The 12,464-nt window shown below is 62.2% G+C and carries 10 protein-coding genes; 7 read left to right on the forward strand and 3 right to left on the reverse strand.

Annotated elements, in window-relative coordinates; all coding sequences use genetic code 11:
• Nucleotides 1-421: 421 nt before the first annotated feature.
• Nucleotides 422-919, reverse strand: a complete 498-nt coding sequence (locus M2D63_RS08915; RefSeq protein ID WP_285862499.1) for a histidine kinase — start codon at nucleotides 917-919, stop codon at nucleotides 422-424.
• A gap of 349 nt (nucleotides 920-1,268) precedes the next feature.
• On the opposite strand from M2D63_RS08915, the gene M2D63_RS08920 reads away from it, so the two are divergent.
• Both M2D63_RS08920 and M2D63_RS08925 read left to right on the forward strand, forming a co-directional pair.
• The gene (locus M2D63_RS08920; RefSeq protein ID WP_285862500.1) at nucleotides 1,269-2,204 is read left to right on the forward strand and encodes a chemotaxis protein CheV; all 936 of its coding nucleotides are present in this window, start codon (nucleotides 1,269-1,271) and stop codon (nucleotides 2,202-2,204) included.
• Nucleotides 2,205-2,249: 45 nt separating this feature from the next.
• Complete coding sequence (locus tag M2D63_RS08925; protein WP_285862501.1) at nucleotides 2,250-3,053, forward strand: MOSC domain-containing protein; 804 nt, start codon at nucleotides 2,250-2,252, stop codon at nucleotides 3,051-3,053.
• A gap of 116 nt (nucleotides 3,054-3,169) precedes the next feature.
• On the opposite strand, the gene M2D63_RS08930 is transcribed toward M2D63_RS08925, so the two are convergent.
• Nucleotides 3,170-5,098, reverse strand: coding sequence for a transglycosylase SLT domain-containing protein (locus M2D63_RS08930; RefSeq protein ID WP_285862502.1), 1,929 nt, complete (start codon nucleotides 5,096-5,098; stop codon nucleotides 3,170-3,172).
• A 221-nt stretch (nucleotides 5,099-5,319) separates the two neighbouring features.
• Here M2D63_RS08930 and M2D63_RS08935 point away from each other — a divergent pair, with 221 nt between their 5' ends.
• Nucleotides 5,320-7,242, forward strand: a complete 1,923-nt coding sequence (locus M2D63_RS08935) for an ATP-binding cassette domain-containing protein (RefSeq protein WP_285862503.1) — start codon at nucleotides 5,320-5,322, stop codon at nucleotides 7,240-7,242.
• A 42-nt stretch (nucleotides 7,243-7,284) separates the two neighbouring features.
• Here the strand turns inward: M2D63_RS08935 and M2D63_RS08940 are convergent, their stop codons facing one another.
• Nucleotides 7,285-7,725 (reverse strand): universal stress protein, encoded by a 441-nt coding sequence (locus tag M2D63_RS08940; RefSeq protein WP_285862504.1) that lies wholly within the window; start codon nucleotides 7,723-7,725, stop codon nucleotides 7,285-7,287.
• Nucleotides 7,726-7,834: 109 nt separating this feature from the next.
• On the opposite strand from M2D63_RS08940, the gene M2D63_RS08945 reads away from it, so the two are divergent.
• The 4 genes from M2D63_RS08945 to M2D63_RS08960 all read left to right on the forward strand — a co-directional run bounded on the left by M2D63_RS08945 (nucleotide 7,835) and on the right by M2D63_RS08960 (nucleotide 12,454).
• Nucleotides 7,835-8,272: a hypothetical protein gene (locus M2D63_RS08945; protein ID WP_285862505.1), complete on the forward strand. Its 438-nt coding sequence runs from the start codon at nucleotides 7,835-7,837 to the stop codon at nucleotides 8,270-8,272.
• A 496-nt stretch (nucleotides 8,273-8,768) separates the two neighbouring features.
• Complete coding sequence (gene fadB, locus M2D63_RS08950) at nucleotides 8,769-10,916, forward strand: fatty acid oxidation complex subunit alpha FadB (protein WP_285862506.1); 2,148 nt, start codon at nucleotides 8,769-8,771, stop codon at nucleotides 10,914-10,916.
• Between the two features lie 29 nt (nucleotides 10,917-10,945).
• Nucleotides 10,946-12,121: an acetyl-CoA C-acyltransferase FadA gene (gene fadA, locus M2D63_RS08955; protein WP_285862507.1), complete on the forward strand. Its 1,176-nt coding sequence runs from the start codon at nucleotides 10,946-10,948 to the stop codon at nucleotides 12,119-12,121.
• 81 nt (nucleotides 12,122-12,202) lie between these two features.
• The gene (locus M2D63_RS08960; protein WP_285862508.1) at nucleotides 12,203-12,454 is read left to right on the forward strand and encodes a DUF1653 domain-containing protein; all 252 of its coding nucleotides are present in this window, start codon (nucleotides 12,203-12,205) and stop codon (nucleotides 12,452-12,454) included.
• Nucleotides 12,455-12,464 lie beyond the last annotated feature (10 nt).

Raw genomic sequence — 12,464 nt, forward strand, 5'->3', positions numbered from 1 at the left:
TAGAAAGCCTTGTAAAGGTCAAAACAGGGGCGTTGTCGTATTGCCTTCACTATCAGTTGAAACTCGCTACTCGGAGCAGTGATGAGCTACCGTTAGCTTGATAATGAATCATCGAGAACGTGATCGGCCAGGCTGTGGCAAACCTCTATCGGCGTGCATGGTATCACTTCAAGTTCAATTGGTCGCGGGCTCTGATAACTGCCTGAATCGTCAGTTTTTACGGGCTGTAACGGGGGTTCTGTCGAGGGCGGATGTCTAGCATTTTGCCATCACCTGGTGGTGGCAAAACATGCGCAAGATGAATAAATCTGCAAGTGGCTAAAACATGTGCAGATGTCATCGGCAGGTCGGCAAAGTTGACACTTAAAGTCCGCAGCGCAGAGCGCTGCGAACAGTCAGTGGACACTTTGCCAATTACGCCTTAGTTGCCCGCAGTTGAGCCTGCAGTTGCGCTGTGCGGTCCGTGCGCAGGGTGCACACAGGGCGTCATGGTCGAGGTGCAGGACGCGCAGGTCGACGTCGGGTTGAGGGCCGTCGCCAGGTTGTCGAGCAGCGCCACCTGTTCTTCGGTGTCCAGGCCCAGGTCGCCGGTGTGCGGGTCGATCAGTTCCAGTTGCCAGGCCAGCAGGGTCAGGCAGCCTTTGAGCGCCGGCAGGGCGCTGCCTGGCAGGCTCTTGGTGCTTCGAGCCGTTTCCAGCAGGTGCTGGAGTTGCTGGCTGTAGCTGGCCACTTCCATCAGCCCCAGGGTCCGGGCGCGTGCAACCAGGGTCGCCAGGGTATCGTTGAGGCAGTGGCAGGCATCCGGATCGTTGTCGATCAGGGCCAGATGCTGCAGGCATTCTTCAGCTTGGCTCAGCAGGACCTGGGCGTTCGCCAGGAAATCCTGCAGGACGATGCTGTTCAGTGAGTCGTTGGCCATCAGTTGGCTCCAGCGCAAAGGGCTGGAGCAGGGGTTGGCCACTTTGAGGCGATCGCTGACAAAAGCCTGACTCCGTTCATGCAATGAGAATGGCGTCACATTAATGGCTAATGGATATTGCGAACATCAGGTCGCACCCGATTGCGACTAGGGGTTTCCCTGATGGGCTGGTTTATTTGCGACCCTTTGCGGGTGTTAGCGACAGGAAGGCGATGAGCGCAGTAAAGCATGATGGTAAAATGACATCAATCGTTGCCGCGGTATTTTCTTCGGTGGGTCAAGCTGCGCGTCAACTGGCCGATACAGGGCCATCGGATTCATTTATTGGAACAAACCTGGGGGTTCTTCAATGGCTGGCATTCTCGACACGGTAGACCAAAGAACGCAGCTGGTGGGTGAGAACCGCCTGGAAATCCTGATGTTCCGCCTGGCCGGCCGACAGTTGTTCGCCATCAACGTGTTCAAGGTCCAGGAAGTGCTGCAGATGCCCAAGCTGACCTTGATGCCGCAACGGCATGCCTTCGTCTGCGGGGTGGTCAACCTGCGCGGGCAGACCCTGCCGGTGATCGACCTGTCCCAGGCCATCGGCATGCGTCCGCTGACGCCCGGGCCAGGCAGCACCATCATCGTCACCGAATACAACCGCTCGGTGCAGGCGTTCCTGGTCGGCGGTGTCGACCGCATCGTCAACATGAACTGGGAAGCCATCATGCCGCCGCCCAGCAGCGCCGGTCGCCAGCACTACCTGACGGCGATCAGCAAGGTCGACGAACAGTTGGTGGAAATCATCGACGTGGAGAAAGTGCTGGCCGAAATCGTGCCGTACAGCGCCAAGGTCTCGCGCGACAAGCTCGAGGACCCGGTACTGGCCCGTGCCCGTGGCCGTGAAGTGCTGCTGGTGGATGACTCCACCGTGGCCCTGGCCCAGTTGCGCGACACCCTGTCGCAACTGGGGGTGAAGATGCATGTGGCCAGTGACGGCCTCAAGGCCCTGCGCCTGCTCAAGGGTTGGGCCGATGCCGGGGAAGATGTCTGCGAGAAACTGCTGATGGTGTTCACCGATGCCGAGATGCCGGAAATGGACGGTTATCGCCTGACCACCGAAATTCGCCACGATCCGCGCTTGCGCTCGTTGCATGTGGTGTTGCACACCTCGTTGTCCGGCAGCTTCAACGAGTCGATGGTGAAGAAGGTCGGTTGCGACAACTTCCTCTCCAAGTTCCAGCCCGACAAGCTGGTCGATGTAGTGCGCCAACGCCTGATGCTGGATGAAGTGGCGGTCTGAGTCGGTATAAGCTAGCGCTTCGACTCACAAGGAAGGTTGACCGCCATGCGTCTGAGTGCCCTGTACCGTTACCCGCTCAAATCCGCCCGCGCCCAGGCGCTGGAAACGTCCTGCGTGGGCCTGCTGGGCTTGAGCGGCGATCGCCGCTGGATGCTGGTAGAACGTGACAATGGGCGCTTCCTGACCCAGCGCGCCTACCCGCAGATGAGCCAGTTGTCGGCGCTCTACCGCGAGGACGGCAGCCTGGTCCTCGGCGCCAGCGGGCGCAAGTCGCTGACGGTGCCGGTGCCCGATGCCGACAGCAACCTGCGCGGTGTGACGATCTGGCGCGATTCCTTCCGGGTGCCGGATGCCGGTGACGAGGCTGCGCAGTGGCTCAGCGAATTCATCGGCAAGGCCGTGCGCCTGGTGCATGTGCCCGAGCAGCGCACCCGTTTCCTGCCCAGTGGTTACGGCCATAACAGCGATCGGGTGGCGTTTGCCGATGGCTTCCCCTTGCTGCTGATCGGCCAGTCGTCGCTGGATGACCTGGTGCACAAGGTCGGGCGGCCGCTGGAGATGTTGCGCTTTCGTCCGAACCTGGTAGTGGAGGGCGCCAAGCCGTTTGCCGAGGATGGCTGGAAGCGCATCCGCATCGGCGCGCTGGAGTTGCGGGTGATCAAGCCCTGCGAGCGCTGCATCCTGACCACCATCGATCCACAGACCGGCATACGTAGCGAGGATCGCGAGCCATTGACCACGCTCAAGACCTATCGGCAGAAGGAGGGGGATGTGCTGTTCGGGCAGAACCTGGTGGCTGATGGTACCGGGGTGCTGGAGGTGGGGATGCCGGTGACAGTGCTGGAATAGGATTGTGCCTGTGTAGTCGGTGCCGCCGGTTTGTAGGAGCGGGCTTGCCCCGCGATGCGAGGTGCGCCCGATCGCGGGGCAAGCCCGCTCCTACAAGCAGCGGCTACAGCGCAGTCTTACTGATCGTCGAAATACCGCTCATGCCAGTCCACCAGCGGCTGTGGCGAATTGAGCTTCTTCCCGTAGATCACCGAATACGACAGTACGTTCTGTACGTACTGGCGGGTTTCGTCGAACGGGATCGACTCGACCCAGACGTCGAAACTCAGGTGGTCGGCGCCACGCAGCCACTGGCGCACGCGGCCGGGGCCGGCGTTATAGGCGGCTGAAGCCAGAACCCGGTTGCCGTTGAACTGGCTGTGCACCTGGCTCAGGTAGGCAGCACCGAGCTGGATGTTCTTGTCCGGGTTGAACACCTGCGCCGGCGATGCCAGCGGGATGCTGAACTTGCGTGCCGTCTCCTTGGCGGTGGCCGGCATCAGTTGCATCAGGCCGCTGGCACCGACGCTGGAGCGGGCGTCTTCCATGAAGGCGCTTTCCTGGCGGGTAATGGCGAACACCCAGCTCGAGTGCAGGCCGCGGACCTTGGCTTCGCGCACCAGGGTGTCGCGATGGGCCATCGGGAAGCGGATGTCCAGGTCGTCCCAGTACTTGGCCTGGCTGATGGTGCGGATGGCCGGGAAGTACCAGCGCATGTCATAGGCCAGCTTGGCCTGGGCGACCATCTCGTCACGGTTGAAATGACGGCTGACGTGGTACCACTCGCGGCGACCGTCGACGATCTGGCCGCGGGCGTGGAATTCCAGGGCGCGGCGGATGCCCGGGGTATTGCGCACCTTGTTCATCAGTGCCGGGCTCAGCACCAGTGGCTTGTTGTTCAGCTGGTATGGCGTCTTCGCCCGGTCGGCGGCGAGGAAGCCATAGAAGTCACGCTCGTTGGCGACAGTCTTGTACAGCAGCGGCACCTCAGGGTTCTTCGGTTGCGCCAGCTCCAGGCTGCGGGCCTGCCAGTAGCGCCAGCGGCTGCTGCTGGCCAGGTCCTGGGGCAGGCGCCGGGTCAGTTCGTAGGCATCTTCCCAGCGACCCAGGCGCAACAGCAGGCGCAGGCGCCATTCGGTGACGGTGTTGTCACGCAGTTCGGGGTCGTAGCGGGTCATCAGGTCCAGCGCCCGCGGGTCGTAGCGGCGGGCCAGGGTCAGGCCGATTTCCCGGGCGATGGCGACCTTTTCGTCGCGGGAGAAATGCATGCGGTTGGCGTAGTCGTCGAGCAGGCCCATGGCCCGCTCCGGATCCTGGCGCGCCAGGCGGCGCAGGCCCAGGCTGACCACGTCGGACATGGCCTCGTTGACCGGTACGAAACGCCCGGGCTGATTCAGCAGCTCCGGCCGCTGCGCCACGTCCACCAGCAGGCGCCCCTGTGGTGCCAGGGTAGTCAGGTCCCGGGTCAGGGCATTGGCCAGTGCGTAGTTGCGGGCCTGGGCGGCCAGCTTGGTGCGCGCCCAGCGCTTCTGCTCGGTGAGCTGGCCTTCAGCCGCCCAGCGGGCGAACAGGGCGTCGCAGGCGGCCGGTTGGGACTTGCCCACCAGCCAGAGTTTTTCCGCCGCGGCATAGCCTTCGGCGCGCTGGCCCTGGATCAGCAGGCGCTGGCCGTCGAGGCAATCGAGTTCGGTGAAGTTCAGCTTCGGGTCATAGTAACGGCTGAAGGTGTCCCATTCGCCGCGTTCGGCCAGCCAGCGCAGCCAGCGCAACTTCATCCAGTTGGCCTGGGGCAGGTCGCCGTGGGTGGCGAGAAATTTCTCGATTTCCGCGTTGCTGGCGGTTTTCAGCCGGGCGGTGAGTTCGTCGTAGGCCAGGTAGGGCGTCAGCGGGTAGTCGCGCAGCGCCTGGGCGTAGCGCAGGTACGGGCCCTTGTCGCCCTTGGCCAGGGCGCGCTTGGCCTCATCGTAGTACTGGCGTTGTACGGTGATATCGGTGGCCTGGGCGACGCTGGCCGCAGAGGCCGAGAGAAGCAGGCAGGAAACAAGACTGAACAGGCGGCTGCGCATGAGACTTCCGGGCAGTTTGACCATGAAAAGTGACGGCGAAGCCAGCACTGTTGAAATACATTGCTTAAGCTTAGCCGTTTGCCGCAGGCGGATGAAAGCATTGTGCTTGTATCGAGTTGTTTATTGGACGGGCTGTCGTGGGAGTATTCCGTAGGATCGCCTGCTTAATGTGAAGCGGGCCCAAGTCGGGTAGAATGCGCGCCCGGTTTTTGGAGAAGATCATGACCCTGCTCAAATTAAGCGATGTGTCCCTTGCGTTCGGCGCCATGCCGTTGTTGGACAAGGTGTCCTGGCAGATCGCCCGTGGTGAGCGGGTGTGCATCATCGGTCGCAACGGTACCGGCAAGTCGAGCATGCTGCGCCTGGTAAAAGGTGACCAGAAGCCCGATGACGGCGAAGTCTGGCGCGCCCCGGGGCTGAAGATCGGCGAGTTGCCGCAGGAACTGCCGCTGGCCGACGGTCGTACGGTGTTCGATGTGGTGGCCGAAGGCCTCGATGGCGTCGGCGCCTTGCTGGCTGAGTACCATCACCTGAGCCAGAACATCCACAGCGATGCCGACCTGGAAAAGCTCATGCACGTCCAGCACGACCTGGAAGCGCGTGACGGCTGGCGTCTGCAGCAACTGGTCGACAGCACCTTGAGCCGCCTGCAGTTGCCGGCCGACAAGACCCTGGCCGAGCTCTCCGGTGGCTGGCGCCGGCGTGTGCTGCTGGCCCAGGCGCTGGTCTCCGAGCCCGACCTGCTGCTGCTCGACGAGCCGACCAACCACCTGGACATCGGTGCCATTGCCTGGCTTGAAGAAGCCCTCAGCGGTTTTGGCGGCGCCGTGCTGTTCATTACCCACGACCGTTCCTTCCTGCAGAACCTGGCCACGCGCATCCTCGAACTGGACCGTGGCGGCCTGATCGACTGGAACGGCGACTACGCCAGCTTCCTGGTACACAAGGAAGCCATGCTGGCGGCCGAAGAAACCGCCAACGCCCTGTTCGACAAGAAGCTGGCCCAGGAAGAAGTGTGGATTCGCCAGGGCATCAAGGCCCGGCGTACCCGTAACGAAGGCCGCGTGCGCGCCCTCAAGGCCCTGCGCGTGGAGCGCAGCGAACGCCGCGAGCGCCAGGGCAAGGCCAATATCCAGCTCGATGTTGCGGAAAAATCCGGCAAGCAGGTGATGGTCCTGGAGAATGTCAGCTTCAACCACCCGGGCGGCCCGCAACTGGTCAAGGACTTCTCCATGGTCCTGCAGCGCGAGGACCGCATCGGTCTGCTCGGCGCCAACGGTACCGGCAAGACCACCTTGCTCAAGCTGATGCTGGGCGACCTTGAGCCCACCAGCGGCAAGGTCGAGTCCGGCACGCGCCTGGAAGTGGCCTATTTCGACCAGCTGCGCCATCAGCTGGACCTGGAAAAGACCGTGATCGACAACCTTTCCGAAGGTCGCGATTTCATCGAGATCGACGGGCAGAACCGCCACGTCCTCAGTTACCTGGGCGACTTCCTGTTCAGCCCGCAGCGTGCCCGTACCCCGGTCAAGGCCTTGTCCGGTGGTGAGCGTGCGCGCCTGTTGCTGGCCAAACTGTTCAGCAAGCCGGCCAACCTGCTGGTGCTGGACGAACCGACCAACGACCTGGACGTGGAAACCCTCGAACTGCTCGAAGAAGTGCTGTCGGCGTTCAAGGGCACCGTGCTGATGGTCAGCCACGACCGGGCCTTCCTCGACAACGTGGTCACCAGCACCCTGGTGTTCGAAGGCGAGGGCAAGGTGCGCGAGTACGTCGGTGGTTACCAGGACTGGATCCGCCAGGGCGGCTCGCCGAAGCTGCTGGGTGTCAGCGAAAGCAAATCGGGCAAGTCGGAGCTGAACACGGCGGTGGTCGAAGCCGTTGCCCCGGCACCTGTGGCAGCCCCGGTGGCAGCCGAAGCGCCGAAGAAAAAGCTCAGCTACAAGCTGCAGCGCGAGCTGGAAGCCTTGCCTGGGCAGATCGACGAGCTGGAGCAGCAGATGGCCGCGGTGCAGGAAGAAATTTCCAACCCGGCGTTCTATCAGCGTCCGATCGACCAGACCTCCGCCGTGCTGGCGCGCCTGGAGCAGATGCAGGCCGAGCTGGACGTGCTGGTGGAGCGCTGGGCCGAGCTCGACAGCTGAGGACAGGGGCCCGGCGCATGAGCCTGCGCCGGGCCTCGAACGTTACTCTTTTTTCTGCAGGCGCACGGCCAGCACATCGCAAGGTGCGCCGTGCAGCACGTCGTTGGCGGTGGAACCCAGCAGCAGGGCGAGACCGTGGCGGCCATGGCTGCCGACCACGATCAGGTCGCATTGCTGGTCCTTGGCCAGCTGGTGGATTTCCTGGCGTGGCTGGCCGTAGGTCAGGTGCGAGTCGCCCTTGTTGATTTCCGGGTACTTGTTGAACAGGCGCTCCATGCGCTCCTTGGCCTGGTCGAACTGCTGCTGTTGCAGCTGCGAAAGGTCCATTGGCACATCGCCGCCAAAGGCCATGGCCATGGGCTCGACGATATGCACCAGGGAGACCTTGGTACCGGTGGGGGCGGCCAGTTCGCGGGCGCGCTTGATGACCGGATCGCATTCTTCGGTCAGGTCGACGGCAACCAGTATGTGTTCGTAGGGCATGAGTAGCTCTCCTGACAGTCGCGATTATTCAAGTATGGTCGGTTTCAGGCTGATCGCTTGCAACCCCGGCTAACCAGCTCATTTGCAACGCTTTATGGGAACAACAGATATGACGGTCTGGCTAGTGGTGTCAATCCTTGCGCTGATTCTCAGCCCCCTGGCCTGGCTGCGTCCTTCGCGCAACCAGAGTGGTCGGATGGCCCTGCGCATGGAAGCCCGGCGCATGGGCCTGAACATGCAACTGGCGCCCCAGGAGTGGCCACACTGGCTGCCCAAGGAGCCGCCAAGCCCGTGCGCGCAGTACCTGCAACCCCGGCGCCAGGGGCGCGCAGACAGCTGGAGTTACTGGCAGACCACACCAGGCACCTGGCTCAATCAATGGCGCGAACCCTGCGCCGATCCCGTCCTTGCCGAGCAGTTCGCTCGCCTGCCCGAGAGCGTCTACAAGGTCGAAGCCGGCCCGCAGATGATTGCCCTGTTCTGGGGCGAACGGGGTGAAAAAGCTGTGTTGCAGGATATTGCCGCAGTGCTGAAGGCCCTGGCCTGACCGCGCTCAATAAAAAGCCCGATTCACGCATCGGGCAGACGGGCCAGGCAGGCCGGTAGAGTTTTCGATTCCCTCCCCAGTGTAGCGGGTTCCCTGCTGCGCGCTGATCCTTCACATCCGTTGTGCACACTGGCAGGCGTTGATCCGCTGCCGGTGCATGTAAGCCTTTGACCACTATCGCCGGCATGAATACGGCGTGATCACGGCTGGCCGGGTTTGCTCGCGCATGGCGAAAAATGACCGCAAAGTCGCGTTTTCACACAGCTTTCGGGCATTTGACAACGGCGATCTTTTCGTTGAATGTGTGCATACCCAAATCAAACGGGCGTATGAATTGAGCGTTTGTATTATCGGACTGCTCTTACAGACATCCCGACTATCGCGCTGACGGGTGTGCCTGGCGCAAGGATTCGGCACTACACGGCTTCTGGCCGGCCGGGTCTTTCACCAGCGATCGGCGTGTACAGTTCAGCTTCCATATCGTGGAGATCAGTTGATGATTTACGAAGGTAAAGCCATCACGGTTAAGGCTCTTGAAAGCGGCATCGTCGAACTGAAGTTCGACCTCAAGGGTGAGTCCGTCAACAAGTTCAACCGTCTTACCCTGAACGAATTGCGTCAGGCCGTGGACACCATCAAGGCCGACGCCTCGATCAAGGGCGTGATTGTCAGCAGTGGCAAGGACGTGTTCATCGTCGGCGCGGATATCACCGAGTTTGTCGATAACTTCAAGCTGCCCGAGGCCGAACTGGTCGCCGGCAACCTGGAAGCCAACCGGATTTTCAGCGACTTCGAAGACCTGGCCGTGCCGACCGTCGCAGCGATCAACGGCATCGCCCTGGGTGGCGGCCTGGAAATGTGCCTGGCAGCCGATTACCGGGTCATGTCCAGCAGCGCCAAGATCGGCCTGCCGGAAGTCAAGCTGGGCATCTATCCGGGCTTCGGCGGTACCGTGCGCCTGCCGCGCATCATCGGTGCCGACAACGCCATCGAGTGGATTGCCGCCGGCAAGGAAAACCGCGCTGAAGACGCCCTGAAAGTCGGCGCCGTCGATGCCGTGGTCGCCCCGGAGCTGCTGCAGGCCGCCGCCCTGGACCTGGTCAAGCGCGCCATCAGCGGCGAGTTCGATCACAAGGCCAAGCGTCAGCCGAAGCTGGAAAAGCTCAAGCTCAACGCCATCGAGCAGATGATGTCCTTCGAAACCGCCAAAGGTTTCGTCGCAGGCCAGGCCGGCCCTAACTACCCGGCGCCGGTCGAAGCGATCAAGAGCATCCAGAAGGCGGCCAACTTCGGTCGCGACAAGGCCCTGGAAGTCGAAGCCGCCGGCTTCGTCAAACTGGCCAAGACCTCGGTTGCCCAAAGCCTGATCGGTCTGTTCCTCAACGACCAGGAGCTCAAGCGCAAGGCCAAGGCCCACGACGAGATCGCCCACGACGTGAAGCAGGCCGCCGTGCTCGGCGCCGGCATCATGGGTGGCGGCATCGCCTACCAGTCGGCGGTCAAGGGCACCCCGATCCTGATGAAGGACATCCGCGAAGAAGCCATCCAGCTGGGCTTGAACGAAGCCTCCAAGCTGCTCGGCAAGCGCGTTGAAAAAGGCCGCCTGACCCCGGCGAAAATGGCTGAAGCGCTGAACGCGATTCGCCCGACCCTGTCCTACGGCGACTTCGCCAATGTCGACATCGTCGTCGAGGCCGTGGTCGAGAACCCGAAGGTCAAGCAAGCAGTACTGGCTGAAGTGGAAGGCCAGGTGAAGGAAGACGCGATCCTGGCCTCCAACACCTCGACCATCTCCATCAACCTGCTGGCCAAGGCGCTCAAGCGTCCGGAAAACTTCGTCGGCATGCACTTCTTCAATCCGGTGCACATGATGCCGCTGGTGGAAGTCATCCGTGGCGAGAAGTCCAGCGACGTGGCCGTTGCCACCACCGTTGCCTACGCCAAGAAAATGGGCAAGAACCCGATCGTGGTCAACGACTGCCCGGGCTTTTTGGTCAACCGCGTACTGTTCCCGTACTTCGGCGGTTTCGCCAAGCTGGTCAGCGCCGGTGTCGACTTCGTGCGCATCGACAAGGTCATGGAAAAATTCGGCTGGCCGATGGGCCCGGCCTACCTGATGGACGTGGTCGGTATCGACACCGGTCACCATGGCCGTGACGTAATGGCTGAAGGCTTCCCGGACCGCATGAAGGACGACCGCCGTTCGGCTGTCGACGCACTCTACGAAGCCAACCGCCTGGGCCAGAAGAACGGCAAGGGCTTCTATGCCTACGAGACCGACAAGCGCGGCAAGCCGAAGAAAGTCGCCGATGCCGCCGTACTCGACGTGCTCAAGCCAGTGATCTACGAGCAGCGTGAAGTCTCCGACGAAGACATCATCAACTGGATGATGGTCCCGCTGTGCCTGGAAACTGTTCGTTGCCTGGAAGACGGTATCGTCGCGACCGCCGCCGAAGCCGACATGGGCCTGGTCTACGGCATCGGTTTCCCTCCCTTCCGTGGCGGCGCGCTGCGCTACATCGATTCGCTCGGTGTTGCCGAATTCGTTGCCCTGGCAGACAAGTACGCCGATCTGGGTCCGCTGTACCACCCCACCGCGAAGCTGCGTGAAATGGCCAAGAATGGCCAGAGCTTCTTCGGTTAAGCGCCCAACGATTAAGAGCGAGAGAGAATATGAGCCTGAATCCAAGAGACGTGGTGATTGTCGACTTCGGTCGCACGCCGATGGGCCGCTCCAAGGGTGGCATGCACCGCAATACCCGCGCCGAAGACATGTCCGCGCACCTGATCAGCAAGGTGCTGGAGCGCAACAGCAAAGTCGATCCAAGTGAAGTCGAGGACGTGATCTGGGGCTGCGTCAACCAGACCCTGGAGCAGGGCTGGAACATCGCCCGCATGGCCTCCCTGATGACCCAGATCCCTCACACCGCGGCCGGCCAGACCGTCAGCCGCCTGTGCGGCTCGTCCATGAGCGCCCTGCACACCGCAGCCCAGGCGATCATGACCGGCAACGGCGACGTGTTCGTCGTCGGCGGTGTCGAGCACATGGGCCACGTCAGCATGATGCACGGCGTCGATCCGAACCCGCACATGTCGCTGTACGCCGCCAAGGCCTCGGGCATGATGGGCCTGACCGCCGAAATGCTCGGCAAGATGCACGGCATCAGCCGTGAGCAGCAGGACCTGTTCGGCCTGCGTTCGCACCAGCTCGCCCACAAGGCGACGGTCGAAGGCAAGTTCAAGGATGAAATCATCCCGATGCAGGGCTACGACGAGAACGGCTTCCTCAAGGTCTTCGACTACGACGAAACCATTCGCCCGGACACCACCCTGGAAAGCCTGGCTGCCTTGAAGCCTGCGTTCAATCCCAAGGGCGGTACCGTGACTGCCGGTACGTCCTCGCAGATCACCGACGGCGCCTCGTGCATGATCGTGATGTCGGCCCAGCGCGCCCAGGACCTGGGCATCCAGCCACTGGCGGTGATCCGTTCCATGGCCGTGGCCGGTGTCGACCCGGCGATCATGGGCTACGGCCCGGTGCCGGCGACCCAGAAAGCGCTCAAGCGCGCGGGCCTGACCATCGCCGACATCGACTTCTTCGAGCTCAACGAAGCTTTCGCCGCACAGGCCCTGCCGGTGCTGAAAGATCTGAAAGTGCTCGACAAGATGGATGAGAAGGTTAACCTGCACGGCGGCGCCATCGCCCTGGGTCATCCTTTCGGTTGCTCTGGTGCGCGGATTTCCGGCACTCTGCTCAACGTCATGAAGCAGAATGGCGGGACCTTCGGCGTCTCGACCATGTGCGTCGGCCTGGGTCAGGGCATCACCACCGTCTTCGAACGCGTCTAAGCGTTTCGCGGGTGGAAGCCGGGGCCTGGTGCCCCGGTTTTTTGTTTTGTGCCGCAAATTTTTTTCAAGAGGGTGAGCAACATGCAGATACAACCAGGCGTATACCGTCATTACAAGGGGCCTGAGTATCGTGTGTTCGGCACTGCGCGTCATTCCGAGACCGAGGAATGGGTAGTGTTCTATCAGGCCCTGTATGGCGATTTCGGTCTTTGGGTGCGGCCGCTTTCCATGTTCATGGAGTCGGTCGAGGTTGACGGCGAGCAAGTGCCGCGCTTTGCTTTGGTCAAGGCTGAAACCGAGCTGTTCACCCGGCCCGATGCCGAGGGTGGCTAGCGCCTCGCGC

This window comes from Pseudomonas sp. BJa5 (assembly GCF_030272875.2).
GTDB lineage: Bacteria > Pseudomonadota > Gammaproteobacteria > Pseudomonadales > Pseudomonadaceae > Aquipseudomonas.

Bases quoted from the DNA above. Each gene is read 5' to 3' on its own strand.
- M2D63_RS08915 (WP_285862499.1), bottom strand. From the start codon at position 919: ATGGCCAACGACTCACTGAACAGCATCGTCCTGCAGGATTTCCTGGCG.
- M2D63_RS08920 (WP_285862500.1), top strand. From the start codon at position 1,269: ATGGCTGGCATTCTCGACACGGTAGACCAAAGAACGCAGCTGGTGGGT.
- M2D63_RS08925 (WP_285862501.1), top strand. From the start codon at position 2,250: ATGCGTCTGAGTGCCCTGTACCGTTACCCGCTCAAATCCGCCCGCGCC.
- M2D63_RS08930 (WP_285862502.1), bottom strand. From the start codon at position 5,098: ATGCGCAGCCGCCTGTTCAGTCTTGTTTCCTGCCTGCTTCTCTCGGCC.
- M2D63_RS08935 (WP_285862503.1), top strand. From the start codon at position 5,320: ATGACCCTGCTCAAATTAAGCGATGTGTCCCTTGCGTTCGGCGCCATG.
- M2D63_RS08940 (WP_285862504.1), bottom strand. From the start codon at position 7,725: ATGCCCTACGAACACATACTGGTTGCCGTCGACCTGACCGAAGAATGC.
- M2D63_RS08945 (WP_285862505.1), top strand. From the start codon at position 7,835: ATGACGGTCTGGCTAGTGGTGTCAATCCTTGCGCTGATTCTCAGCCCC.
- fadB (WP_285862506.1), top strand. From the start codon at position 8,769: ATGATTTACGAAGGTAAAGCCATCACGGTTAAGGCTCTTGAAAGCGGC.
- fadA (WP_285862507.1), top strand. From the start codon at position 10,946: ATGAGCCTGAATCCAAGAGACGTGGTGATTGTCGACTTCGGTCGCACG.
- M2D63_RS08960 (WP_285862508.1), top strand. From the start codon at position 12,203: ATGCAGATACAACCAGGCGTATACCGTCATTACAAGGGGCCTGAGTAT.